Annotated in this window: 20 protein-coding genes; 14 read left to right on the plus strand and 6 right to left on the minus strand. The window is 74.0% G+C overall.

What is annotated here, in order from left to right:
• The first annotated feature begins 186 nt into the window (after positions 1 to 186).
• The 13 genes from WME76_RS42310 (at position 187) to WME76_RS42370 (ending at position 19911) form a co-directional block, all read left to right on the plus strand.
• Positions 187 to 939 (plus strand): RNA polymerase sigma factor, encoded by a 753-nt coding sequence (locus WME76_RS42310; RefSeq protein ID WP_437957829.1) that lies wholly within the window; start codon positions 187 to 189, stop codon positions 937 to 939.
• A complete protein-coding gene (locus tag WME76_RS42315; protein WP_437957830.1) occupies positions 936 to 2240 on the plus strand; it encodes a FecR domain-containing protein in 1305 nt (434 codons plus the stop codon). Before WME76_RS42310 ends, WME76_RS42315 begins: the two co-directional genes overlap by 4 nt.
• A gap of 517 nt (positions 2241 to 2757) precedes the next feature.
• On the plus strand, positions 2758 to 4986 hold the full coding sequence (locus tag WME76_RS42320; RefSeq protein ID WP_437957831.1) for a biotin carboxylase N-terminal domain-containing protein: 2229 nt from the start codon (positions 2758 to 2760) through the stop codon (positions 4984 to 4986).
• 4 nt (positions 4987 to 4990) lie between these two features.
• Positions 4991 to 6070: a hypothetical protein gene (locus tag WME76_RS42325; protein ID WP_437957832.1), complete on the plus strand. Its 1080-nt coding sequence runs from the start codon at positions 4991 to 4993 to the stop codon at positions 6068 to 6070.
• 54 nt (positions 6071 to 6124) lie between these two features.
• On the plus strand, positions 6125 to 7516 hold the full coding sequence (locus tag WME76_RS42330) for an SIR2 family protein (protein WP_437957833.1): 1392 nt from the start codon (positions 6125 to 6127) through the stop codon (positions 7514 to 7516).
• A gap of 273 nt (positions 7517 to 7789) precedes the next feature.
• Positions 7790 to 8221 carry a hypothetical protein gene (locus tag WME76_RS42335; protein ID WP_437957834.1) on the plus strand — a complete coding sequence of 144 codons (432 nt, stop codon included), beginning with the start codon at positions 7790 to 7792 and terminating at the stop codon, positions 8219 to 8221.
• A 244-nt stretch (positions 8222 to 8465) separates the two neighbouring features.
• The gene (locus WME76_RS42340; RefSeq protein ID WP_437957835.1) at positions 8466 to 11408 is read left to right on the plus strand and encodes a hypothetical protein; all 2943 of its coding nucleotides are present in this window, start codon (positions 8466 to 8468) and stop codon (positions 11406 to 11408) included.
• The gene (locus WME76_RS42345) at positions 11399 to 13045 is read left to right on the plus strand and encodes a hypothetical protein (protein ID WP_437957836.1); all 1647 of its coding nucleotides are present in this window, start codon (positions 11399 to 11401) and stop codon (positions 13043 to 13045) included. The genes WME76_RS42340 and WME76_RS42345 overlap by 10 nt, the downstream gene beginning before the upstream one ends.
• Before the next feature lie 194 nt (positions 13046 to 13239).
• On the plus strand, positions 13240 to 13653 hold the full coding sequence (locus tag WME76_RS42350) for a hypothetical protein (protein ID WP_061613598.1): 414 nt from the start codon (positions 13240 to 13242) through the stop codon (positions 13651 to 13653).
• A gap of 782 nt (positions 13654 to 14435) precedes the next feature.
• On the plus strand, positions 14436 to 15512 hold the full coding sequence (locus tag WME76_RS42355) for a formylglycine-generating enzyme family protein (RefSeq protein WP_437957837.1): 1077 nt from the start codon (positions 14436 to 14438) through the stop codon (positions 15510 to 15512).
• Between the two features lie 121 nt (positions 15513 to 15633).
• Positions 15634 to 17355, plus strand: coding sequence for a PHP domain-containing protein (locus tag WME76_RS42360; protein ID WP_437957838.1), 1722 nt, complete (start codon positions 15634 to 15636; stop codon positions 17353 to 17355).
• A 183-nt stretch (positions 17356 to 17538) separates the two neighbouring features.
• Entirely contained in the window at positions 17539 to 18939 is a 1401-nt protein-coding gene (locus tag WME76_RS42365) for a pyridoxal-phosphate dependent enzyme (protein ID WP_437957839.1), read from the plus strand.
• Between the two features lie 54 nt (positions 18940 to 18993).
• Positions 18994 to 19911, plus strand: coding sequence for a cyclase family protein (locus WME76_RS42370; protein ID WP_437957840.1), 918 nt, complete (start codon positions 18994 to 18996; stop codon positions 19909 to 19911).
• A gap of 87 nt (positions 19912 to 19998) precedes the next feature.
• On the opposite strand, the gene WME76_RS42375 is transcribed toward WME76_RS42370, so the two are convergent.
• Positions 19999 to 21069 carry a DUF4349 domain-containing protein gene (locus WME76_RS42375; RefSeq protein WP_437957841.1) on the minus strand — a complete coding sequence of 357 codons (1071 nt, stop codon included), beginning with the start codon at positions 21067 to 21069 and terminating at the stop codon, positions 19999 to 20001.
• Positions 21070 to 21255: 186 nt separating this feature from the next.
• Here WME76_RS42375 and WME76_RS42380 point away from each other — a divergent pair, with 186 nt between their 5' ends.
• The gene (locus tag WME76_RS42380; RefSeq protein ID WP_437957842.1) at positions 21256 to 22179 is read left to right on the plus strand and encodes an NAD(P)/FAD-dependent oxidoreductase; all 924 of its coding nucleotides are present in this window, start codon (positions 21256 to 21258) and stop codon (positions 22177 to 22179) included.
• 290 nt (positions 22180 to 22469) lie between these two features.
• On the opposite strand, the gene WME76_RS42385 is transcribed toward WME76_RS42380, so the two are convergent.
• From WME76_RS42385 to WME76_RS42405, 5 genes are all read right to left on the minus strand, one after another.
• Positions 22470 to 22937, minus strand: a complete 468-nt coding sequence (locus tag WME76_RS42385) for a hypothetical protein (RefSeq protein ID WP_437957843.1) — start codon at positions 22935 to 22937, stop codon at positions 22470 to 22472.
• Positions 22934 to 23356, minus strand: a complete 423-nt coding sequence (locus WME76_RS42390) for a hypothetical protein (protein WP_437957844.1) — start codon at positions 23354 to 23356, stop codon at positions 22934 to 22936. Before WME76_RS42390 ends, WME76_RS42385 begins: the two co-directional genes overlap by 4 nt.
• Complete coding sequence (locus tag WME76_RS42395; protein WP_437957845.1) at positions 23349 to 23900, minus strand: RNA polymerase sigma factor; 552 nt, start codon at positions 23898 to 23900, stop codon at positions 23349 to 23351. The genes WME76_RS42390 and WME76_RS42395 overlap by 8 nt, the downstream gene beginning before the upstream one ends.
• Positions 23901 to 23953: 53 nt before the next feature.
• Positions 23954 to 25036 (minus strand): Spy/CpxP family protein refolding chaperone, encoded by a 1083-nt coding sequence (locus WME76_RS42400; RefSeq protein ID WP_437957846.1) that lies wholly within the window; start codon positions 25034 to 25036, stop codon positions 23954 to 23956.
• A gap of 177 nt (positions 25037 to 25213) precedes the next feature.
• On the minus strand, positions 25214 to 25705 hold the full coding sequence (locus WME76_RS42405) for a GreA/GreB family elongation factor (RefSeq protein ID WP_061616286.1): 492 nt from the start codon (positions 25703 to 25705) through the stop codon (positions 25214 to 25216).
• Positions 25706 to 25917 lie beyond the last annotated feature (212 nt).

Consider the following 25917-nt stretch of genomic DNA (forward strand, 5'->3'; position numbering starts at 1 on the left):
CCCCACCAGGCGTCTAGAAATTTGTGGGAAGCTCGGGGCGCTCCTGACTCCGCCAGGGCAAGCAGCCCCGGGGATGCGAAGGGCCGTTCACGGCCGAGGGCCGGCTTCCCGCGTGGGCGTCGCGACCATCTTCAATCTGCTCCTCTTCGGGTACGAACCATGGCTCTGAGACCTCAGCGAGGGCGCTTGCGCCTGGTTGAACCGGTGGTCCCGGCTGACCCGGTCGCGGAGGCCCAGGAGGACGCGGGCGACGTCGGGTCCGCGTTCGTCCCGGAGGAGCGCGGCCGCAGGGATGTCCGGCCCAGGGGCGCGCGCGTCGGCGACAGGCGGCCCTCCGCCGCGACCGGACCAACGGAGCGCGGGGCCGGCCTTACGGAGCTGCCGGACGCGCAGCTCGTGATCCTCGGCGCCCGCGGGGACGTGAGCGCCCTCGAGCAGCTCTACCGGCGGCACGCGGCGTTCGCCATCCACCTGGCGACGCGCATCGAGGGCTCGGCGCGCGACGTGGAGGACATCGTGCACGACGCGTTCCTCCGCGCGTTCGAGCGCCTCGGCGACCTCGTGGACCCGGCGGCCTTCCGGGCGTGGCTCGGGTCGATCGTCGTCCACAAGGTCCGCTCGCGGATGCGGCGCGCGCGGCTGCTCGGCCTGCTCGGGATGGGCAAGTCGAGCGAGCCGGTCGATCTCGACGCCCTCGCGAGCCCGGCGGCCTCTCCCCACATGCGCGCGCAGATCGCGCAGATCTACGCCCTGCTCCAGACGCTGCCAGCCGACGAGCGGATCGCGTGGATCCTCCGCTCGGTGGAGGGGCACGATCTCGAGACGGTCGCGCAGATGACCGACTGCTCGCTGGCCACCGTCAAGCGGCGGATTTCACGGGCGCAACACTTCCTCGACGGACATTTTGTGGATCCCACCAGCAACGAGGCGTCATCATGAGCCGGCGAGGGCTACCCCGGATCGCTCCGGCAGATCTGCGCGACCACGCGACCGACGACCGGATCGCGCGCGTCTGGGACCGTATCGAGCACGACCTCCACGCGCGCGAGCCGGCGTCGCGGCGCCGCGCGGGCACGGCCGCGCTGCTCGCGGCGGCGACGTTCGCGGCGTTCGCGGGCGGCCTGTGGCTCGGCAAGTCGATCTGGAGCGAGGCGCCGGGCGCGCCGGCGGCCACGGCCGTCGCGCCGACCGACGACGTGCCGTCGCTCGTCGACGTGTTCGCCGCGGGCACGCAGGCGCGCACCTTCCAGCTGCCGGGCGGCGGCACGATCTCGCTCACGCCGGGCACGACCGTCGAGGTCGAGCAGCGGGCGGACGGGGGCGCGCTGACGCTGCGGCTCGTGCAGGGCGAGGCGTCGCTCGACACCGTGAGCGGGCCGCGCGCGGCGGCGCTCTCGCTCGTCGCGGGGGAGGCGCGGCTCGCGATGGCGTCGGGCAGCGCGCTGCGCGTGCGGCACAACGTCGACGACATCGACGTCGACGTCACCGACGGCTCGGTCAAGCTCACGTCGCCGGCCGGCTCGCGCGAGCTCGGGCGCGGCGACGCCGAGGAGGGCGTGCCGATCCGCGAGCGCACGGCGGCGGTGGCGCAGCCGGAGCCGCGGCGGCCCCGCAGCACCACGGCGCCGCTGCCGCGCGCGAGCGAGCCGGTGGCGTCCGTCGAGTCGCCTGTCGCCGCGCCGCCGCCGCCGGACTGGCGCGCCCGGTACAACGCGGGCAACGTCGCCGAGGCGCTGCAGAGCCTGCAGCAGCAGAGCGGGGGCGTCGACGGGGCGATCGCCTCGGCGAAGACGGCGAGGGAGCTGATGGACCTCAGCGATCTCCTGCGCGGGAAGGGCGGCGACCGGGCCGCGGCGATGCGCGCCTTCGCGCGCGTCGTCGAGGGCTTCCCGACGGACGCGAACGCGCCGATCGCCGCGTACAAGCTCGGCGACATGTACGCCAGCATGGGCGAGCAGGCGCTGGCGGCCAGGTATTACGAGCAGTCGCGCTCGCTGTCGCCCGAGGGCAACCTCGCGGAGGACTCGTTCTGCAAGCGCATCCGCGCCGAGGTGGTCGCGGGGCACAAGGACGAGGCGTCCCAGATGGCCAGGGAGTACGTGGCCAAGTACCCGGACGGCCGGTGCGAGGACGTCCAGCAGATCCTGTCCGGCGAGGACGAGGCCGCGGAGGGGGAGCCGGAGGCCGCGCCGCCCCAGCCGTCGCCGCCGGCGGTCCCCGACGCGAGCCCCACGCCCTGATCCTCCGGCGCCCGCCCCCGGCGCTGGCTCCTTCCTGCTGAGCTCTCCTTGCGGATCGCCGCCGAGCGGCGGCGGCGTCCGCGCGCCGCGTCCGCGCGCCGCTCGGCGCCGCATCCGCGCTCGGCGCCGCATCCGCGCTCGGCGCCGCGTCCGCGCGCCGCCGCCGCTCCCACCGCTCCGGTGGGGAGCTTCATCTTTGCGCTCACACGCGATCTCGACACCCCACGATCGCTGTCACGGGTGGACGCTCAAGCGATCTTCTCCGGGCGCGCGACCTGCGGAGTCCGCGAGACAACAGGGCTCGAACACCGCCTGTCGCAAGGAGGATGAAGCGAGGAATCGCCGCGAAACGGCCTGAAGCATGCCTGTCGGGCAACCGCGCGGCCACGACGTCGTGCGATCGTTTGCACGGGAACGCGGCTGGTGAACGGTGAGGTCCTCACCCGGCGGGCCGGCGGACAGGCTTGACATCGCGTAACGGTTCTGTGCTTGCTTCCGCGCCGGAGAACCGCCTGGAATGACCACCGCCGTCCGCACCAGCTCCCTCCCCGTTCGCAACGACCCTCTTGCTCTTCCGCCCTGGAAGCTGGTGTTGCCGCGCGGCGGCTATGTCTCCTCGACGGAGGCGCTCACCACGGCGATGGGCGTCCCGGGGTTCGTGCTGCTCGACCTGGGCACGCTCGCCGGCGGCCACGACGCGCACCGGCTCCTCGGGCTGCGCTACCTGATCGCGAACGGCGAGGTGTGGAGGACGCACTTCGGCTGGCAGCGCTCCCTCGAGACGGCGCTGCGCCGGGAGCTCAACGACGAGGTGCGGGTGCAGGACCTCCTCTCGGAGGCGGAGGATCTGCTCGCGCGCCTCCGGGAGGCGCGCGCGTCGATCACGCCCGCGGACCGGGACGAGCTCGCCGGGTACATGGAGGACGGGCTGCTGCGGGCGCTCAAGCGCCGCGATTTCGAGGACGAGCGCCTCCTCAAGTTCCTGATCCTCGTGCAGGACGAGCCGTCGCTGCGCGACCAGGCGGCGGAGCTGCTGCGCGCCAGGGCCGCCGAGCTGTACCGGGAGGACCCGCAGGTGCTCGACCTCCTGTACGCGGCGGTGCACCGGCTCGGCGCCTACCCCGCCACGACCGTGAGCGCGGGCCAGCTCAAGTACATCCTCGTGGCGGACAAGGGCGAGATGGGCGTCCGGGCCACGCGCGAGGCCCTCGCCCTCGGCAAGATCCCCGTCGTCCTCCACAGCCTCACGGACGACAAGGACGCGCTGCAGGTGCGGATCGCGCGGGAGGGCGGCGGCTTCGCGGTGGGCCTGGAGGGGAACTTCCGCGAGAGCTACGCGAACTACGTCCAGATCGCGGACAAGGTGAGGGCCGAGTTCGCGCGGCGCTTCGGGGACGGGTGGGAAGAGGAGCTGGCGCGCGCGGGCCTCTACCCCGGCTACGGCCCGCTCGCGGAGAACGCCGCGGCCATCCGGCACTTCCGCCAGGAGAACATCGTCTTCGTCGGCCCCATGCAGGACGTCGTCGAGAACGCCGGCGACAAGCGCAAATTCCGCCTGATGGCCCAGGAGTTCGACCCGGCGGCGGTGACCCCGGGCCTCGTCATCGACAGCGACGATCCGGGCGAGATCCAGCGGATCATCCTGGAGACGCACGCCGCCGGGGGGTTCACCTTCCCGGGGCGGCTCAAGGCCGCGAACGGCGGCGGCGGTCGCGGGCAGGCCGTCATCCCGACCGAGGAGCAGGTGCCTCAGGCCATCCAGAAGGTCCTCGGCGAGATCAAGGCGTACAACTGGCAGCCGGGCGTGATGTTCGAGCAGAACATCCCGGAGACGATCCACCTGGAGGTGCAGGTGCTGCGGGACCGCTACGGCAACACGCGGCACTTCGGCATGCGCGACTGCAGCGAGCAGCGCGCGAGCCAGAAGATCCAGGAGGAGGCGCCGCCGGCCCTGCTGCGGCGGTACCCCGGCCTGGAAGAGCGGATCTGCGAGCTCGCCGTGCGGATCGCCGAGCGCGTGGGCTACGTGGGCGCCGGCACCGTGGAGCTGATGTTCAAGGACGGGAAGTTCTACTTCCTGGAGATGAACACGCGGATCCAGGTGGAGCACCCGGTCAGCGAGGAGAGCTACGGCATCAAGCGCAAGCGCGGCCGCGTCCCCGTGAACCTCGTCGCGTGGCAGATGCGCATCGCGGACGGGCAGGCGATCGATTTCGAGCAGCAGCACGTCGTGCAGACGCACTGCAGCCGCGAGTTCCGCATCAACGCCGAGAGCTGGAAGCCGGAGCTCAGGGACTCGCGCGACGGCGGCAAGGGGCTGTTCCTGCCCAACGCCGGCGTCTTCGATCGCATCGCGCTCCCGGACGCCGACGCGCTCCGCGAGGCGCTCGCCGACAAGGGGGTCAGCGACCTGAAGATCCGCTTCGACTGCGGCTTCGAGGAGGGGGACGTCCTGGTCAACAAGGACCCGACGTTCGGCAAGCTCATCGTGTCCGTGAGCAGCAAGGACCCGGACAGGGCGTATGAGCTCCTGCGGCTCGCGTCGCTCGAGGTGCTGAAGCGGCTGAAGATCGAGGGGCGGCAGGTGCGGCCCGACGGGACGCCGATCGCGGACGCGCCCTTCAAGACGAACATCCAGGATCACGTGCGCATCCTGAAGATGCCCCTGTTCAAGCGGCACTCGAGCAACGACGATCGGGGCCGTCACGTGAACTGGGTGGTGGCCGCGTTCCGCGCGGAGGGATGATCGGGTGACGACGGCGCGCCCTCGCCGCGGCCTGCGCGAGCTCCCCCGGCTCGCGCTCCTGAGCCTGCCGAGCTGCGCGCTGCTGCTCGCCGCGGTCCCCGCGGCGGCGGCCGAGCCCTACGTCGCCGTGGCGAGCGGCGGCCGCGCGCCGGCGCCGAGCGCGACGCCGCTGCCCGCCGCGCCGGGTCCCATCGAGGTGCGCGTCGCGCTGTCGCGCGGCGCGGCGGAGGAGGTCCCGAGCGTCCGGCTGCGGCGCCTGCTCGAGATCGAGCTCCCGGACGGCGTGACGCTCGCCGCAGAGCCCGTCGGCCCGCTCGGCGATCGCGTCGCGAGCGTGTGGGTCGACCGGCCCACCGCTGCGCGCCTCGAGATCCAGGTGCGCCTCGACGGCCGCGCCGTGGTGCGACGGCAGATCGCGGTGTCCGGCCTCACCTCGGACGTGGCCGCGCGGCTCGTCGCGATCGCCGCCTCCGAGATGATCGTCGGCGAGGTGCGCCGGGCGCGCGCCCCGCGGCGGCCGCCGTCGCCGCGGCGCCCCACCGCGGACGAGGTCGAGCTCGCCTCGCGCGACCTCGACGTGCTGTCCGTCTCGGCCGGGCCGTACGCGGCGGTCGTCTCGGGCGGGCCGCGGGCGCTCGCCGGGGCCGGCATCGCGCTCGGCCTGCGGCGCCTGCGGCTCACCGAGTCGCTGTTCGCCCGGCTGCTGGCGACGCCGTCCGGCGGCGACACGATGCGCTGGCTCGAGGCCGGCCTCTCGGGCGACTACCGCTTCTGGCTCAACGCCTCGTGGCGGCTGTCGGTCGGCGCCGCGGCCTCGGTCGCGTCGGTCAGGCTGCCCGCCGCCTCGTCCGTCGACGGCATTCCGGGCGAGCGCGACACGTGGTCCGCCCGCGCCGGCGTCGGGCTCGGCGTGGAGACCCGGGTGAGCGGCCCGCTGTGGCTCGGGCTCACGCTGGACCCCGGGGTCGTGCTCCGGCCGGCGCCGTACAAGGACGCGCGCGGCGAGGCCGGCGCCGTCGAGGGGGCGTGGCTGGGGGTCGGGCTCTCGCTCGCCACCGAGCGGCGCTCCTCGGCGCCGCGGTGAGGGGCGGGTAGCGGCGCCGCCCGCGGGCGCCGATCCGCGGTATCGTGGTCGCTGATGGATGACGAGATCCTCGAGCAGCTCCGCGAGCGCTACGCGTCAGGGAACCTCATCGTCTTCGCGGGCGCGGGCGTCTCGGCCGCTGCGGGCATGCCCACCTGGAAGCAGCTCGCCGAGAAGCTGCGCGACCGCGCGCGGCGGCGGAGCGCGGACCCCGCGGTCCTCGACGAGATCCAGCAGTACATCTCCTCGAACCAGCTCATCAACGCGCTCTCCGCCGCGAAGCTCGCGCTCGGGCCGCAGGACTTCAACTGGACGGTCGACAAGGAGCTCGACGACACGGGCCGCGACGTGCCGGACGTGGCGCAGGCGATCGCCGCGCTCAAGCCGAAGCTCAAGGCGGTGCTCACCACGAACATCGACCGCTTCCTGGAGCGCGCGTTCCAGGGCGAGTGGCGCGTCGTCGACCGGCCGGTCGGCGACGTCGCCATGGACCGGCGCTTCATCCTGAAGCTGCACGGCACGCTGCGCGCGTGGGACACCTGGGTGTTCTCGCGCGACCAGTACGATCGCGCGATCTTCGGCTCGCCCCTCTTGCAGGACGCGTTCGGCGCGCTCTACCGCACCCACTCCATCCTGTTCGTGGGCTTCGGCCTCGCCGACGACAACATCGATCAGACGCTCGCCCGCGTGCGCGCGCTCTCGGGCGGGCAGCCGCCGATGCACTTCGCGCTGCTCCCGAAGGGCGTGCCGCCGTTCCGCCGCAAGCTGCTCGAGGAGTCGGGCATCCGGCTCATCGCCTACGAGAACCAGTCCGGGGATCACGCGGAGGTCGCCGAGATCCTCCTCGGCCTGGAGCAGGGCGCGCCGGCGCCGCAGCCGCCGCAGCCCCCGCCCCGCCCCGCGACGCCGGCCCCGGGCGCGCGCCCGAACGCGGCGCCTCCGAGCGCGCGGCCGACCGTGGTGCCCCCGGGGCACGCGCGCCCGACCGCGCAGCGGCCGGTGCGCGTCTTCTTCTCCTACGCGTCGCGCGACGAGGAGCTCCTCTCGCGCCTCGAGGCGCACATGAGCCCGCTGAAGCGGGAGGGGCTCATCGCGCCGTGGCACAGCGGGAAGATCGGCGCGGGCGAGGACCTGGAGCGCGCGATCGGCGAGCAGCTCGAGGCGGCCGACCTCGTCCTGCTCCTCGTGAGCGCGAGCTTCCTCGCGTCCGAGCAGGGCGACGCGCAGGTGACGCGCGCGATGGAGCGGCGCGCCGCGGGGCAGGCCGCGGTCGTGCCGATCCTGCTCCGCCCCTGCGACTGGGAGACGACGCGCTTCGCCGAGCTCCAGGCGGTGCCGCGGGACAAGAAGCCCGTGACCAAGTGGGCCGACGAGGACGAGGCGCTCCTCCAGGTGGTGCGCGAGATCCGCGCCGTCGTGACGAAGCTGCGCGCCTCGCTCGGGTGAGCTCGGACGCGCCTGCCCGGCGGATCCGCCGCGCTGCGCGGGAATTCCTCACTCTTCCGCCTCGTCGTCCCGTGAGGGATCGCCGCGGCTCGCGCCCGGGCGCCGGCGCCGGGCCTGGCGATCCCGGAGATATCTCGGGGTTTTCTCGGGCCTTCTCGGCCTCTGGCCTTTCGCGCCGCGGCGCGCGCGACGGGCACGGATGCACAGCGGGACGCGCACGAGGATTGCTTGGCCCGCTGGGCGGACAACGCGAGCCAGCGGAGAGGTGCCATCGTGAGCCCATTGCACAGAGAGCGAATGGTGACGGCGCGCGAGAGCAGCCTGCCCGAGGCGCGGATGCATGAGGAGGAGCTGCCGCCGGAGTCAGGCCGGCAGCCGGCCGGCTACACGGCGCGCGGCGGGCCCACCGGGGAGCCCTGGCCGGAGCGGCCGCCGGTGCTCACGCCGGACGAGGCGCGCGAGCTGTCCGAGCGCTGGAGCGCGATCCAGGCGAGCTTCATCGAGGCGCCGCGGCTGGCGGTCGAGCAGGCCGACGCGCTCGTGACCGAGGTGATCCAGCGGGTCGCCCAGAGCTTCCGGGACGAGCGCAGCGCGCTGCAACGCCTGCTCGACAGCGACCTCGGGCCGTCGGAGGCGTCGACGGAGGAGCTCCGGATCGCCCTGCGCAGGTACAGGTCGCTCCTTGGGCGCCTGCTGGCGTTCTAGCGGTTCAGGCGTCCTGCCGCGGATCTGCCTCGCGAGAGAGATTTCAACGCCAAGGCGCAAAGACGCAAAGACGCCAAAATGCATGAAACTCATTCTCTTTTGCGCCTTGGCGCCTTTGCGCCTTGGCGTTGAAAATCTCCCTCCGGGCCCCTGGCCGGGCTCCTGGTGGGCGGAACCAGGGCGCGACCCGCGCCCCGCTATCGGCTTGTAGCGGGGGCTGGGCGCTTCTGGCATGGTCGGCGCCATGCTCGTCCACGGTGGTCTTCCCTGGGTTCGACGCGGCGCGCGCCGCCTGACCGGCGCCTCGCTCGCCCTGCTGCTCGGGTGCTCCGGAGCGGCGCAGGCGCCTTCGGCTGCGCGGCCGGCGCGCGTCGTGAAGACGCCGCCCGCGCGATCGAAGGCGCCGGAGGGGCCGCCGCTCCTGCCGGCCCACGTGATCGCGGAGCTCGAGGACGAGGACGCGACGCCCTACTTCGCCCGGCGCGGCGACGAGGCGCTCCTGCTCTATGCAGCGGGAGGCCGGTTGAGGACGCGCGTCCTCGGCGCGGACGGGGCGCCTCGAGGCGACGTCGCGGAGGTCGGGCCGGTCGCCGCCGACGTGCCCGTCGCCGCGCTCCGCGCCACGCCGCAGGGCTACATCGCCGCGTGGATCGAGCAGACCGAGGGGGGCCGCGCGGTGCGCGTGCTCGCGCTCGACCCGGCCGGCAAGCCCTCGGGCCCGGCCAGCCTCGTCGCCCAGACGGCGGAGGACATCACGTGGCTCGAGGTGCTCCCGAACGCCGCGGGGGCGCTCGTGCTCTGGGAGATGCCGCGCGAGGCCCAGGACAGCGCGGCCCAGGACAGCGCGGCCCAGGACAGCGTCGACCGCGTCGACGTGGTCATGACGGTCGTGGCGCAGGGCAAGGGCGCCGCGATCAAGCCGACGGCGCCCGCGTCGGTCGCGCGCGCGGTGCTGGGGTGGAACGCGGTCGCGACCGAGCGGGGCGCGGCGGTCGCCCTGGTGCTCCCGCCGGCCAGGGGCGAGCGCAAGCCCGCGCGCAAGGCGGACGCGGAGGACGCCCCCGGGGCCCCGAAGCTCGGATCCATCGCGCTCCTGGAGATCGACGCGGCCGGGAAGGTGTCGGCGCCGGTGACGGTCAGCCCCGAGCCGACCGCGCAGATCGATCTCGAGGTCGCCTCCGTGGGCGGGCGTTACCTGCTCACCTGGACGGACGAGCGGGACATCGACAGCGCCGTCTTCGTCGCGGCGGTCGAGCCGGGCGGCAAGGTGGTCGTGGCGCCGCGGCAGGCGACGCCGCCGTCGGGCGAGCAGGCGCTGGTGTCGCTGGTCGCGCCGTCGGCCGAAGGAGGTGGCCGGGCGCTGCTCGCGTGGGAGGACCTGCTGCGCCTGCGCGGCGGCGAGCGCGGCGGGGCGGATGCGCGCGGGGAGGGGCGGCTCATCCACCTCGCGTCGGTCGGCCCGGACGGCGCGCTCAGCGCGGAGCGGGCGGGGCTCGTCTTCAGCGCGAGCGGGCCGCCCGATCTCGTGGCCGACGGCGACGGCTTCGCGGCGGTGACGCTCGCGCCCGCGACGCTCAAGGCGAGCCGCGGCGAGGCCGCGCCGCCGGTCTGGCCGACGTTCGTGCGCTTCGGCCCGGACCTCTCGGTGCGCGCGGCGGAGCCGGTGCGCGCCGCGCCGTTCGCGGCGACCGACGGGGTGCCGTACCTCGTGCGCGGGCTGAGCTGCCACAAGGGCGCGTGCACGACGCTCGCGAGCGCCGCGGCCGGGGCGCCCGCGCAGCAGGGCGGCGCGGGCGCGGCGGGCGGGCGCGCGGGCGCGGCGGGCGCGGCGGGGCGTGGCGCGCCGCTCGCGCTCGTGTCGCTGCCGGTGCGCGAGAGCGCGTGGCGCGCGCCCGCCTCCCGGGAGGACAGGGACCCGCCGCCGCGCGCGACAGCGGTGCGCGCGCTCGTCGAGGGCGACCACATCGCCAGGGTCGCGGCCGCCGAGCTCGACGGCGGCGGGGCGCTCGCGGCGTGGGTGACGTACTTCGTCGAGGGCGCGTCGGACCGCGCGCCCCGCGGGCAGGACCTCTCCGCGACGCTGGCGGTGCGCGCCGCGTCCCCGGGCGGGCCCGGCAAGCTGAACGTCATCTCGCAGAAGGCGTCGTCGATCGGCGGCGTCGCGATCGCGGCGGCGCCCCCGGCGCCGGCCGACGCGAAGGGCAAGGGCGGCGCGGCGCAGGGCGAGAGCGTGCTCGCGTGGGTCGCGCGGGAGCGGGGCGAGACGCAGGTCTACGTGACGAAGCTCGACGCGACGGGCGCGAAGGTCGCGCAGAAGAAGCTCACCACGGCGCCGCGCAAGAAGCAGGGCGGCGCCGCGAGCGAGGCGTCCGACGTGGCGATCGCGTACGACGGCGCCGGGGGCTTCATCGTCGCGTGGGTCGACTCGCGCGACGGCAACGCCGAGGTGTACGCGGCGCGGATCGACCGCGCGCTGAACAGGACCGTGCCGGACCGGCGCATCACGAACGCGCCGCTCGACGCGGCCGAGGTGCAGATCGCGGTACGGGGCCAGGAGGCGTGGCTCGTGTGGTCGGACGCGCGCCCGGCCGGCGACGCGGCCGCGGGCGCCGCGGGGGGCGCAGGTGAACCGAGCGGCGAGGCGAGCGGCGACATCTTCCTCGCGCGGCTCGACGTGAAGACGCTGCAGCGGATCGGCGACGAGTCGCGCCTCCACGCGTCGCCCGAGCACTCGCGCAGCCCGGTGCTCGCGCCGCTCGAGGGCGGCGCCGTCGTCGGCTGGGTCGACGAGGTGGCCGGGGGGGGCACGGCGGCCGGCGGGGGCGCGGCGGCCGGCGGGCAGGCGCGGTTCGTGCGGCTCGACAGCGGCGGCGCGGCGCAGGGCCCGCCGCTCGCGGTGGCGGCCCCGGACGGCGCCGGGGTGTCGTCGGTCGCGCTCGCGTGCGACAAGGTCTGCCGCGGGGTGCTCGCGTCGGCGCCGGGCGACTCGGTGGTGCTGAACGCCTTCACGCTGGCGCCGGGCGAGGCGTCGGCGCCCTCGCTGAAGCCGCTCGCGTGGCTCACCGGCAGCGCGTCGCAGGACGTGTCGCCGGTGTTCGCGGGGCGGTCCGGCGGGTCGCTGTTCTTCGCGGACGACTCGGTGAGCGGCGCGGGGCGCGTCCGGTGGATGACGATCGCATGGCCCTGAGCGGCGCGGGGCGCGCTCGTCGGCGGAGCGCCGCGCCCGCGCGCGGCGGGGCGCTGCTCCTCGGGGCGCTGGCGTCGGCGCTCGGCTGCCCTGCGCCGCCGGAGCTGCCGCCCGCGCCGCCGCGCCAGCCGGCCGGCGCGGCGGTGCTGCCGGCGTGCAAGGGGAGCGGCTGCTCGCAGGCCGGGGCGCTGATCGCGGCCGCGCGCGCGTTCAGCGACGTGCGGCACGACTACCTGCTCGACACGTCGAGCGCGATGGTGCCGGGCCGCGGGCTGTCGCGGAGCGCGGCGGGGGTGTTCTCGCCGGTCGGCGTCGCCTGCGCGCGGCCGAAGGCGGAGCTGGCGTCGCCCGCCGGCGCGGGGGCGCCCGCGGCCACGAGCGGGACGGCGGCGCCGGGGGCGATCGGCGGCGCGGGGGCGCTTGCGACCACGGCCGCGCCCGCGAGCGCGTCGGCGACGACCGCGCCCGCGAGCGCGGCGGCGACGGGCGCGCCCGCGCCGGGGGCGGGCGAGCGCGCGATCGACTTCCGCTATGTGGGCATCGCCGTCGACTCGGTCCTCGTGGGCGCCGACGTCGACCTGCCGGCGTACTTCAGCGCCGGCGGGACGCTCGACAGGCGCCGGCTGCGGCTCGTGGCGATGGCGCTTGTCGCGGACGAGGACCCGCAGTTCTTCGACCCGACCGAGAGCGTCGTACCGGCGCCGGGCGGCGGCTGCGCGTGCGGCCGGGCGACGCACTTCATCGGGGCCGTGAAGCGCGGCGCGATGGTCGCGTACGAGACGGACGTGACCGCCGGCGAGGCGCACGGCACGGCGATGGGCCTGTTCAAGGCCCGGCTCGAGGCGGGGGACCGCCGCGTGACGATGACCTCGGTCGGGGAGCTGGCCATCGAGGGCGTCGAGGGCGCGCCGGTGGCGGGCGCGAAGGGCGGGCAGGCGTTCGGCGCGCTGCGGCTCGAGGTGAAGAAGGCGGTGCCGCTGGCGTACGCGATCTACCCGGTGGCGGACGTGTGCCGCTTCTCGCTGGCCGAGCCGGAGATCGCGCCGCTGCCGGTCGACCTCGGCGTGGTGCCGTACGGCGCCGCCGGGACGGCGCAGGCGCTCATCACGAACCGGGCGCAGGTCGACGTGCGGGTGACCCACGGCGAGCGCACGGTCGAGGTGCCCGCGCACGGCAGCGCGGAGCTCACGTTCTCGTGGACGCCGGAGGGCGAGACCGCCGGCTGCGAGCGGCAGACGCGGCGGGACACCTTCGTCGTGCAGCCGAAGGACCCGGCGTCCCCGGTGGTGCCGCGCGAGCGGGCGGTCGTGGTGCCGCTGCAGGTCACGACCGGGATGCCGACCTTCTCGAAGCACGAGCCGATCGCGACCGAGACGGGGCGGTCGCCGGACTACGGGCGCGCGAGCGTGGACTGGACGTGCCCGGCCGGGTACGTCGTGGAGCAGTGCGAGCCGCAGCTCGCGAGCTGCCTGTCGTCGACGGGGAGCTGCAACGCGGAGGGCTACCGGCTCACGGCCGAGGCGACCGCGGACGGGCGCGGGTGCGCGTTCCGGTGCACGGGGCCGAGCTCCTCGATCTGGGGCGACCACGGGTGCGCCTACACGGCGACCATGGTGTGCCGGCTGGGGTGCAAGTAGAGGCGGGCGGCGCGGTGGGCCGTGCGCCCTCCGCGGCGGCTTCGGCCTGGCGCGATCCGTTGTCGTGAGCCGACCCAGCTTTGCGCGGCTTCGCCGCGGCGGCCGCGAAGAGAACCGTCTCGCGGCGTTCAGCTGCAAAGGACGTGGGATTCTGCCCCTCGTGCCCATGAGGTGTCATAATCCCCTCCGATCCGGTGAAGACGACGCTGCTTGCGAGCACCCACTGGCTGATGGAGGAGGACGGCGACGGGCGCGTCGTGTGGCTCGCGCGCCAGCCGGTGCCCTTCGCCTCCATCGCGGAGCTCACGAGCGCCAACGCGGCAGTGCTGCGGTTGATCGCATCGCGACACCGGAGCGCTGGCATCGTCGTCGACATGCGCCAGGCGTCCGCGCGCAACGACGCCGCGTTCGAGAAGGCGATGCACGGCATGCGGGCACAGATCACGTCGAGCTTCGCGCGGACGGCGGTATTGGTTGGGACGCAGGCGGGCCTGCTGCAGGTGTGCCGCCTCACGCGGCAGGACGGCGCGACCAGCTTGGCAACCATGAGCGAGGCGGAGGCGCGCCACTTCGCCCGCGGCGAGTGGACCGAACCGTCGAGGGGTTGAGGACTCGAACGGCTGCTTGACGAGCGATATCGTCCCTGGGCGGGGACCAGCCCACGGCGGCGTTCTTGCACGGTGGCAAGCTGGAGCTCGTGGACGGGCGTGGGTGCGCGTTCCGGTGCACGGGGCCGAGCTCCTCGATCTGGGGCGACCACGGGTGCGCCTACACGGCGACCAGGGTGTGCCGGCTGGGGTGCAAGTAGGGGCCGAAAGCCGCCTCTCCAGCGCGGAGATGGGTGCGACCCATGTTTTTGTTGGAGGCACGTCCACCCGGAGATGGGTGCGACCCATCTTTTTGTGGAGGCACGTCCACCGGGAGATGGGTGCGACCCATGTTTTTGTTGGAGGCACGTCCACCGGGAGATGGGTGCGACCCATGTTTTTGTTGGAGGCACGTCCACCCGGAGATGGATAGGGCCCATCTTTTGTTGAGGGGTGGCTACCTGGAGACGGGTGCGACCCATCTTTTGCTGGGGAGGCGACCACATAAAGACGGGTGCGACCTGAGACATCCCCTCAAATTCTTCAGAAAATTCACAGGGAGGCGGGGGGGCAAATCTTCAAAACACTCCCCGCCTCCCCGCCTCCCTGTTCAATTTCTCCTCTGAAAATCTCCTCTGAAAAGGGCTGCAAAGTGAGGGGACTCCTCAGGGGTGCGACCCCTCTCCAGGCGGGCGAACGGTCTCATTCGAAATCCCGGAACCCGGAAGAAGGGGAGCGATCGCGTCGTGACGCCATGTCGCGGAACCGGAGCGGCGGCGCTCGCACCTAACCGCCCGGATGCCATGCGATCTCCTCGACGGCCGACCTCGATCCTCCTCGTCCTCTGCGCCCTCGCGGCGATCCTGAGAGCCGGCCGCGCGCACAGCGGCGGCGCGGCGGAGGACGACACGGGTGCTTCCGTCCCTGCCGGGCGCGACAGCGCGCCGCCGCCTCCGCCGAGCTGCGCGGGCGGCACGCCCGGGGCCGACGACCGCTGCGGTCTCGGCCATGACGACGACTGCTGCGCCAGCCTGCCCGTGCCCGGCGGGACGTTCAACCGGCTCAACGACCCGCGGTATCCGGCGAGCGTGAGCGGCTTTCATCTGGACAGGTACCTTGTCACGGTCGGGCGGTTTCGCCGCTACCTGGACGAGACCGGCGGCCCGACGCGGGCGAGCCCGCCCCCTGCCGGCGCCGGGGCGCACCCGAAGATCCCGGACAGCGGGTGGGACCCCGCATGGAATACCCTGCTGCCGGCGACCACGGCCGCGCTGAAGCAGGCGCTCGTCTGCGATCCTTACGGCTGGCCGACCTGGACCGACGCGCCGGCCGCGAACGAGGACAAGCCTATCGTATGCGCGACATGGCTCGAGCTGTTCGCGTTCTGCGCGTGGGACGGCGGGCGCCTGCCGACCCAGGCCGAGATGAACTACGCCGCCGCCGGCGGCGACGAGCAACGGCTGTATCCGTGGGGCTCATCCCCCATCACCCCCGACGAGGCGGCCTTCTGCTGCCAGGGCGACGGCACGAGCTCGGTGCCCTGCGAGGGCTCGTCCCCTCCGTGGAATCTCCTCCACTGCACCACCGACGACCTCGCGCCCGTCGGCTCCTTTCCGCGGGGGGCCGGGCGCTGGGGTCAGCTCGATCTCGCGGGCGAGGCCTACAAGGTCACGCGCGACGCCGCCGATGACGACCGCCCGCTCGTGCCGTGCATCGATTGCTCCCGCCTGGACAACCACGCTGCCCTGCGCGTCGCGCACGGCGGGAGCTTCGTCGCCCCCGGATACCGGCAGGCGACGACCTACCGCGCACCCTACGAGACCAACGGCCGCCACTACTATGTCTCGGCGATGTGCGCGCGCGACCCTTCAGCGCCGTGAGCCTCCACCCGAACCCTGCGGAGAGGCGCGCCGCCGGCGCGTTGTGGCAAACTGCCACGCTGCCAGCGGCCGCGCGGCATGGCCTCCAGCGCGCGGGTGCACTATTCGTTCATAGACATCCATGCTCGACAAGCTCGACATCGCCCGCGCCCTCCGCGAGATGGGGATGCTCCTTCAGATCAAGGGAGAGAACCCTTACCGGGCGCGCGCCTACGAGACCGGCGCCGAGGCGCTCGAGGAGCTCACGGACGACCTCGGCGAGCTCATCAAGGCCAGGAAGCTCACCGACATCCGCGGCATCGGCGCGGCGCTCGCCGCCCAGATAGCCGAGCTCTACCAGACGGGGCGCTCCGAGCAGCTCGAGAAGCTCCGCGCCGAGCTCCCCCGCGGCGTCCTCGAGCTCTCGCAGGTGCCGGGCATGACGCTCAAGCGGATCAAGGCGCTCCACGAGGCGCTCGGCATCGGCAGCGTCGAGGAGCTCAAGCAGGCGTGCCTCACCGGCAAGGTCCGCGGCGTGAAGGGCTTCGGCGCGAAGGTCGAGTCGAGCCTGCTCGAGGGCGTCCACCGTTACGAGACGCACGACGAGCGCGTGCTCCTCGTGGACGCGCTCGAGCTCGCCGAGCCGCTCCTCGGCCACGTGCGCGGGTGCGAGGCGACCGAGCAGGCCGATCTCGCGGGCGGGATCCGGCGCTGGGAAGAGACTGTGGCCGACATCGACGTCGTGGCCGCGACGGACGACGCCGCGCAGGTGATCGACTGGTTCGCGCGGTTCCCGCGCGTCGCCGAGGTCGAGGAGCGCGACGAGGCGCGGTGCAAGGTGCGGTTCTCGGGCGGCCTCCGGGGCGAGCTCCTCTGCGTGCCGCCCCGGTACCACGCCGCCGCGCTCCACCACCGGACGGGCGCGCCCGCGTACCTGACCGCGCTCGGCGCGCTCGCGCGCGAGCTGGGGTTCACGCTCGACGAGCGCGGGCTCCTCCGCGGCAACAAACGCCTCTCCGCGAAGACAGAAGAGGACCTCTACCGGCACCTCGGCCTCCCGTACATCGCGCCCGAGCTCCGCGAGGGCGCGGAGGACCTCGTCGCCGCCGCCACGCGCGACAGCGGCGAGGACGAGCTCATCGAGGAGGGCGATATCCGGGGTATGGTGCACTGCCACACCGTGTATTCGGACGGCAAGAACACCATCGAGGAGATGGCCCTGGAGGCCGAGGCGATGGGGATGAAATACCTCACCATCACCGACCACTCGCCCGCCGCCCATTACGCGGGCGGCGTCGGCCTCGATCGGCTGAAGCAGCAATGGGACGAGATCGCCCGGGTGCAGGAGCGCGTGAGCGTGAAGCTCCTCCGGGGCACCGAGTCGGATATCCTGGAGTCCGGGAACCTCGATTATCCGGACGCGATCCTCGAGCAGTTCGACGTGATCATCGCGAGCATCCACTCGCGCATGAAGATGGACGCGGACCAGATGACGCGCCGGCTCGTGAACGCCATGAAGCAGCCGGTCTTCAAGATCTGGGGGCACGCGCTCGGCCGGCTCATCCAGCGGCGCGAGCCGTTCGCGTGCCACGTCGAGGAGGTGCTCGACGCCGTGGCCGAGTCGAGGGCCGCCGTCGAGGTGAACGGCGACCCCTACCGCCTCGACATGCAGCCCCGCTGGATCAAGGAGGCGCGCAAGCGCGGTATCCGCTTCGTGATCTCGACGGACGCACACTCGACGAACGCCCTCCACAACCTGCGCTTCGGCGTGGGCACCGCCCGGCGCGGCGGCCTCCGCCGCGGCGAGGTGCTGAACGCGCTCGGCCCGGCCGCGTTCAAGAAGGCGGTGCGCCCCGCCGCCTGACGCCCGTCGCGCGGCGCCGTGGGTGCGCACGTCGCGTGCGCCCCCAACACACATGCGCCGCAGCGTACAATCCACGATAACGGACCTTTGTCTGTTTTCCAGGGCCGCCCGGCGTTGACGCGCGCGTCATCGACGGCCGAACACCTCGACAGGCGGTGCGCCTCGTGTGACCGTTGAGCTGTCATGACGACGCCGATGCCGACCCCCCCGCCCGCCGAGAACATCGTCTCTCTCATCGGCCACACACCGATGATCAAGGTCACTCAGCTCGACACGGGCCCGTGCGAGCTCTTCCTCAAGATGGAGAGCCAGAACCCGGGCGGCAGCATCAAGGATCGCATCGGGCTGTCGATGATCGAGGCGGCCGAGAGGGCCGGGCAGCTCGGCGGCGACCGGCGGCACCTGGTCGAGGCGACGGCGGGCAACACCGGGCTCGGCCTCGCGCTCGTCGCCGCGCGGAAGGGCTACCGGCTGACGCTCGTGATCCCCGACAAGATGAGCCAGGAGAAGGTCTTTCACCTGAAGGCGCTCGGCGCGAACGTGGTGATGACGCGCTCCGACGTCGAGAAGGGCCACCCGAGCTATTACCAGGACCTGGCGGCCAGCATCGCGCGGGAAGAGGGCGCGTTCTACGTGAACCAGTTCGAGAACCCCGCCAACGCCCTCGCGCACGAGACAGGGACCGGCCCGGAGATCGCCGCGCAGCTCGGCCACAGGATCGACGCGATGGTGTGCGGCGTCGGCTCGGGCGGCACCATGACCGGGCTCTCGCGCTACTTCGCCAAGGCGCAGCCGCGGTGCGAGATGGTGCTCGCCGACCCGGAGGGCTCGGTGCTGGCCGGCTACGTCAAGACGGGCAACCTCGGCAAGGCGGGCTCGTGGCTCGTGGAGGGCATCGGCGAGGACTTCCTCCCGCCGATCCTCGACCTCTCCCGGGTCCAGCTCGCCTACACGATCTCCGACCGCGAGAGCCTGGAGACGGCGCGGCTGCTCCTCTCCAGGACGGGCATCCTCGCCGGCTCGTCCTCCGGGACGCTGCTCGCGGCGGCCCTGCGCTACTGCCGCGAGCAGTCGTCGCCGAAGCGGGTCTGCACGCTCGTCTGCGACAGCGGCAACAAGTACCTGTCGAAGATGTACAACGACTTCTGGATGGCCGATCAAGGCTTCACGGACCGCGAGCCGACAGGCGATCTGCGCGACGTGATCTCGCGCCGCCACGCCGACAGGGCGGTGGTCACGGTGCAGCGGCAGGACGCGCTCCTCGTGGCCTATGCGAGGATGAAGCTCTACGACGTGTCGCAGCTCCCCGTCCTGGAGGGCGGCAAGATCGTCGGCCTGGTGGACGAGTCGGACCTCCTGCTGGCGGCCGTCGACGACGTGTCGCGCTTCCGCCAGCCGGTGGAGACGGCGATGACGACGCGGCTCCGCACGGTCGACGTGCGGACGCCGATCCGGGATCTCCTGCCGATGTTCGACGCGGGGCTCGTGCCCATCGTGACCGACGGCGACGAGTTCGTCGGGCTCGTCACCCGCATCGATCTGCTCAACCACCTGCGGCGCCGGGTGAAGCTGCACGAGGTGTGAGCTCGCTCGCGCGCCGCCTTGTGGCGCCAGCGGGCCTGTGATGACATCCGCGCCATGCAGAAGGCGCACGGAACAGGCATCGCCAGCTTCCTCCCCGCGGGCGCCAAGGTGGCCGCGGCCCACGCGCTGTGCCCGGCGGCGCTCGCCCTCGCGGCGTGCGCGCCCGCGGCGACGTCGCCGCCCGCCGCGGCGCCGCCGCCCGCCGCGCAGGCCGAGGGGCCGGCGCCGTCGTCCGGGCAGGGCGCGCCCGGGGGGCTCGACATCGCCTCGGCGCGGGTCGTCGACCTGACGCACCCGATCACGCCGGAGATCCCGCTGTACCCGGGCAACAAGCCCTTTGCCCTGGAGACGCTCAGCACCGTCGAGAAGGACGCGTATTACTCCAACCGATTCGCGATGGACGAGCACGCGGGCACGCACGTGGACGCGCCGGCGCACTTCAGGGCCGGGGCGGCGACCGTCGAGCAGATCGCGCCGGAGCAGCTCGTGGGGCCAGCGGCGGTCGTGGACGTGACGACGAAGGCGGCGGCGAGCCCCGATTACCTGGTCACCGTGGACGATCTCCGGGGCTGGGAGGCGCGGCACGGGGCGCTCGGCGCGCGGCACATCGTGCTGGTCCGGACGGGCTGGGGGGCCCGCTGGTCCGATCCGGCGAAGTACAGGAACCAGGACGCGAAGGGCGTCATGCACTTCCCCGGGGTGTCGGTGGAGGCGAGCCGCTACCTGCGCGAGCGCGGCGTCCGCGGCGTCGGCATCGACACCCTCTCGACCGATCCGGGGCCGAGCCAGACGTTCGAGCAGCACAAGGCGTTCCTCGGGGCCGGCGGGTACCACATCGAGAACCTCGCCAACCTGGAGCAGCTCCCGGAGACAGGGGCGGTCGTGATGGTCGCGCCGCTCCCGCTCGGGCGCGGCAGCGGCGCGCCCGCGCGGGTGCTGGCGCTGGTGCCGGCCTCCAGCCCGGCGCGGTAGGCGCGGCGCGCGGGAGGGTCAGGCAGGTAGACGGTGATCACCCGGGTGGTCGTCCGGGCTGCCGGTGAGGTTGCTGGCGCAGTGGGCTCACCCGGGGTCGGCCTCGCCCCCGTTGTCGGGCGTGCCGTGCGGCGGCGGCGCGCCTTGCGGGCCTTGATGCGCCGGTGCGCCGTGCGGCGGCGGCGCGCCTTGCGAGCCATGATGCGCGGGTGTGCCGTGCGGCGGCGGCGCGCCTTGCGGGCCGTACGGGCCGTACGCCGCCGGCGGGCCATACGGGTACGGCTGCGCGGGGCCCGGCGGGAACGGCGGGCGCGGCCTCGCCGCGGCGCGGCGCCGGGCCACGGCGCGGAGCGCGTAGTACACGACGGCGCCGAGCGCCACCAGGAGCAGCAGGGTGGGGCCGGCGGTCGCGACGAGGACCGCGGCGTTCACCACGAAGGCCCCCGCGTTCTCGATGCCCTCCCTGGCCGCGCGGGCGATCCTGCCGCCGGCGCCCTCGGGCTGCTCTTCATAACGCGTGGTGATCGAGAGCTTCACCGTCGCATAGGCGATCTGGCCCTCCAGGAGCCGCTCCTGCGCCTCGATCTGCTCGATCGTCCCGCGCACGGTCGCGAGCTGGTTCTCGACCGCCACCACGTCCGCGAGGCTCCCGGTCCGGTCCGACAGCAGGTCGAGCAGCCGCTTCTCCTGGGCGCGGGCGTTGCGGAGCCGCGCGCCGATGTCCGCGCGCTGCTCGGTCACGTCCTCCGCCTTCTCCGCGTCGGCGACCACGGCGCCGACCGAGGCCACCACGGCGCGGAACGCGCCGACCCTCGCCGCGGGGACCCGCGCCTCGAGCGACGCGCTGCGGTGCGGGCCGCTGTGCACCCTGGCCTCGCTGACGTACCCGCCGTGCTCCTCGACCGCCGTCCGGAGCCGCTGCATCGCCGGGTCGAAGGCGTCGACAAGGACCGTTGTCTCGACCGTGATCCGCATCGCCCGCTGGGAGAGCGGCGGCACCCCGGGCGAAGGCCCCTGCGCCTGCAGGTTGAGCGCCGCGGTCTGCATGGGCGCGGGCGCCGCGGAGGACTCCATCGCCGAGGGGGAGCGCTCCGAGCGGGCGCACCCGCTGGTCAGGACGACGGCCGAGAGGAGGGCGACGGACAGGCTCGCGCGCACGCGGCGAGGAGAGCGGCTCCGGGGCATGCCCGGGGGAACGGCGGGCGGCCGGCGACCTTACGCCCGGTGACGAGCGGCCTCCGAGCTGAGCGGTGTCCAGCACGTTCCCGGCAGATCGGGGGCCGCCGCGCGGGCGGCGGGCTCGACCCGCGCTCGGCGCGCCGGTTGCGAGGCGGGCCGTCACCCATGCCCACACGGAAAGACGATCTCCCGGGATACGACGTGATCATCGTCGGCGGCGGGCCCGCCGGCCTCAGCGCAGCGCTCATCCTGGGGCGGTGCCGGAGGCGCGTCCTCGTGTGCGATTCCGGTCAGTACCGCAACCACGCGGCGCACGAGATGCACGGCTTCCTGTCGCGCGACGGCATCGCGCCGTCCGAGCTCAGGCGGATAGGGCGCGAGCAGCTTCAGCCCTACGGCGTCGAGATCCGCGAGGTGACCGTCGCGGGGGTCCGTCGCGAGGACAGGCGCTTCGAGGTGACGCTGGAGGGAGGCGAGCGCCTCGTCTGCCGCAAGCTGCTGCTCGCGACAGGGCTCGTCGACCGGCTACCGGATCTCCCGGGCCTCGCCGCCATGTATGGCAAGAGCGTGCACCACTGTCCCTACTGCGAGGGCTGGGAGGTGCGGGACCAGCCGATCGGCGTTTATGGACAAGGGTGTACGGGGGTCCTGATGGCCGTGAACATGAAGACGTGGAGCGACGATGTCGTGCTTTTCACGGACGGCCCGGCGTCGATCCCGAAGGCCGAGGCGCAGCGGCTCGAGCGGCACGGCGTCGGCGTGCGCGAGGGGCGGATCGCCCGGCTCGAGGGCAGGGACGGGCTGCTGGAACGCGTGGTGTTCGAGGACGGCAGCGCCGTGGAGCGCCGCGCGCTCTTCCTGAAGACGACGCTGGAGCAGGGGTCGGATCTCGCGAAGAAGCTCCGCTGCAAGGTCACGGAAGCGCGCGGCGTGGAGACGGCGGACAGGCACGAGGAGACGACGTGCGAGGGGGTGTTCGTCGCCGGGGACGCGTCGAGGGACGTCTTGCTCGCCATCATGGCCGCCGCCGAGGGGGCGGACGCGGCGTTCGGGATCAACTGCGCGCTGCAAGAAGAGGATCTCGCCTAGCCCCGTGGGGCAGCTATCCTGCCGGGGATCTGCCGCGCGAGCGGAGAAATTTGAACGCAAAGACGCAAAGACGCAAGGACGCAAGGGAGAGCATCTGTCCCTTCTCGCGCCTTTGCGCCTTTGCGCCTTTGCGCCTTTGCGTTGAATCTCTCCGCGGATCTCTGGCCGGGCTGCTGGACTGGCGAGGTCGGCAGTACGCGGTGTGTGTCGTTTTGCCACCGGTGTGATCCGCTGGCCGTCGCGCGCGTGCAACGGCGTTCCTCGCGCCCTTGCGGTCCTCTTCTCTTCTCTCAGTCGCCCCGCCACCCGGGCCCACGCCCGCGGCCGGGGTGCCCCGGGCCGTGGGGCGGGCCGGGGCGCTGCCGCCGCTCGGCCTCGAGCTCCTCGTAGCGGGCCCGCTGCTCGGGCGTGAGGACGCTCTTCACGCGGGCGTCGGTGCGGTCGCGGAGCTCGTCGAGCGCGGGGCGGCACTCGGCGAGGAGCCGCTCCCGCTCGGACTCGGCCTCGGCCAGGGTGGCCTTGAGCTCGCGCACCTGGTCGCTCGTGAGGTCGAGGTGACGACGCATGGCCCCGAGGCGGAACTGGGCGCGCGCCTCGGTCGGAGGGCGCCGGAAGGTGGCCTCGAGGTCGCTCAGGGCCGTGCCGCGGCCGATGGCCGCGCCGGCGACCCCGCCGAAGAGGAAGACGGCGGCGAGCACGGCGAGGGGCTTCCAGCGCGCAGGGGAGGGCGGGGGCGGGGACGAGGAGGGCTCGGTCATTCGCTCGCCTCGAGGGTGTCCACGGAGGCCATGATCGCGCTGTCGAAGTCGCGCTGCGTCTGCAGGAAGAACAGGACGCTCGCGGCCGCGGCGAGGGCGGTGACGAGGATCGCCGCGCGGCCCGAGCGGACGATGCCGTCGGCCATCGCAGGGCGCGCGGGCGCGGCCGTCGCGGGCGCGGCCGTCGCGGCGCGGAGGACCGCGTCGGTGAAGGCGGCGTCGGGCGCGAGGCCGTCCGTCGCGCGGGCGATGCGGGCCAGCGGGTCGTCGTCGGCCTTCTCGTCGTCGGCCTTCGCGGCGCGGAGGACCGCCTCGGTGAAGCGGTCGTCGGCGTCGTCGACGTCCAGCCGATCGGTCGCGGCCGCGAGGCGCGCGAGATCCCGATCGAGGTCGGTCCGGTCGTCGTCGCGGTCAGGCATGCGGCGCCTCCTTCTCGATCTGTCGCGCGCGGAGCGCGGCCCGGGCGCGCACCAAACGTTGCTCGACCGCGCCCTCGGAGCAACCGAGCGCGGCCGCGGCCTCCTTCGCGGGCAGCCCCTCGACGGCGACGAGGACGAGCGCGGCGCGCTCCTGGGGCGGCAGCGCGGCGAGCAGCGCGTCGAGCTCGCGCAGCGCGACGCGCGCCTCGGCGGAGACGAGGCCGTCGAAGCGCGGCTCGGTCGACGCCTCGCGCGCCTCGCGCGGGGTGTCGCGGCGGCGCCGGAGGGCGTCGAGGCAGGCGTTCGTCACGATGCGGTACAGCCAGGTCTCCACCTTCGATCTCCCGTCGTAGCGCCCCTCGCGCAGGGCGCGGTAGGCGTCCACGAACGCCTCCTGCAGGGCGTCCTCGGCCTCCGCGAGGTCGCCGACGAGGCGCGCGGCGAGGCGGTACATCGGCGCGCGCGTGTGCTCGACGATCTGCCGGAAGGCCGCGTCATCGCCCCTGGCGACGCGCGCTGCGACGAGCCTCAGGTCGACGATCACGAGCCCTCGCGATTCTGCTCTCATCGCAACGCGCGCGCCACAGGGACCGGCGCTCAGCGGCGCGCGGGGCCGCCCTCGCCGCGGCCGGGGCCGTGCTCGCCGCGGCCGGGGCCGTGCTCGCCGCGGCCGGGGCCGTGCTGGCCGGGGCCGTGCTGGCCGCGCCCGAGCTTGCCGGCGGCCGGGCCCTTCTCGAGGCGATCGGCGAGCTCGTTGCGCTGCGCCTCGTCGAGGACCGGGACGACGGCGGCGAGCGCGTCGATCATGCGGTCGAGGTGCGCCCGCGGGCCCATCTTCGCGTCCATGGCCGGCAGGAACGCGCTCGCGTCGAAGCGGTCCGCGGCGAACGTCTCGAGCCGCGCGCGCATCTCGGCGCGCTTCTTCGCGTGCTCCTGCTGGCGCGCCTCGCGGTCGGCGTCGGTCGGGCGCGCGCCCTCGAGCGCCTTGTCGATCTGCGCCCGCTGATCGTCGCGCAGGTCGAGGCCGCGGAGGAGGTGGCCCAGCGGGCCGCCCTTCATGCCGGGGCCGCCCTTCATGCCGGGGCCGCCCTTCATGCCGGGGCCGCGCATCCCGGCGCGCTCGCCGCGGTCGCCCTTCTCCCCGTGCTTGTCCATCCTCGCGGCGACCGCGTCGACGAGCTCGCGCCGCTGCTCCTTCGTGAGCGTCGCGTGCAGCGTGCTCAGCGCCCCGGCGACGCGCGCGCGGCGCTCCTCGGCCAGGCGGCCCGCGTCGGGGAGCTTCGCCTCGATCGCGGCCCGATCGATCTTGCCCGCGCGCACACCCTCGGCGAGCGCCGCGAACACCGCCCCGGGCTCCGGGCGCTCCTTCGCGCCGTCGCGCAGGCCCTCGAACGCGCCCTCGATGGTCGACTCCTGCGCGTCCGACAGGTCGAGCTCGTGGAGCGCCGCCCGCAGCAGGTGCTCGGGGCCGTGCGCGCCGCCGTGGTGGCCGAAGCCCCTCCGGTGGCCGCCGGCCTCACCGCGGCCGCCCTTCGGCCCCTGGGCGAGCGCCGCCTCGGCGGCCTCCTCGCGCGGGGACGTGTCGGTCTGGCCCGTCTCCGCGGTGCAACCGGCCGCGCCGACGAGCGCGCCGACGAGCGGCAAGATCCCACCAAGCCTCCACCAACGAGACTGCATCATGGACTCTTCTCCTGGGTCGCCCGCGTCGTGCCGAGCGGGTCGTTCATCCCTGGGACGCCGGCGGGGCGGGGCTCCCTACGAGGGCGAGCTTCTTTTTTTCGGACGCGGGCGCGGCAGGCGGCGCCCGGTCGAAAGGCGCGCGGCCCGGCGAGGCCCCGCGCGCCCGCGGGCCGGGATTCACCGCACGCTGGTGATCAGGTACGTGCGCGTGCCCTGCGGCGTGGCGACCTCGGCCTCGTCGCCCTCGGACAGGCCCAGCAGGGACGCGCCGAGCGGGCTCGTCGTGGCGAGCGTCTGCAGCTCGACCCCCTGGAACTGCATGCGCTCGCCGCCGGCCGCGGGCAGCAGGAAGTAGAGCGCGCGCCGCTTGCCGCTCTCCAGCTCGACGAGCGCCGAGCTCTCGATGCCGGCGTCCGGGCCGAAGTCGCGCACCGCGACGGCGCCGAGCCTGGCGAGCGCCTGCTCGACCTGGAGCACGCGCTCGCTGTGCCCGCGCGCCACGTACGACGCCTCGGTGGCGCGCATGTCCTTGTCGCCCTCGGCGCGGTTCTCCTCGTGCGTCGCGGCGCTGGCGGCGTCGCGCGCCCGCCCGGCGGAGCGCTCGAGCTCGCGGGCGAGCTGTTCCTTCAGGGCCGCGAGCAGCGCGCGCTTGTCGATGGCCGGAGGCATGTGGACCCGCGCACCGTACCAGAGCGGATCGCGACGGTCACTCCGCCGTCGTCGACCGGGCGCCGCGCTCGATGCGGCCGGCTGCTGGTGCGCTCCGGGGCGACCGTCGCCCCTGGACGGCTGCGTCTTCCCCCGCCTGACCGTCGGGGACGAGCGCCGTCACGTCGCCCTGCGCGACCTTCTCGACCTCGCGGTTGCGCGCCGGCAGGTGC

It is taken from the genome of Sorangium sp. So ce119 (assembly GCF_051524405.1).
Classification (GTDB): domain Bacteria; phylum Myxococcota_A; class Polyangia; order Polyangiales; family Polyangiaceae; genus Sorangium; species Sorangium cellulosum_G.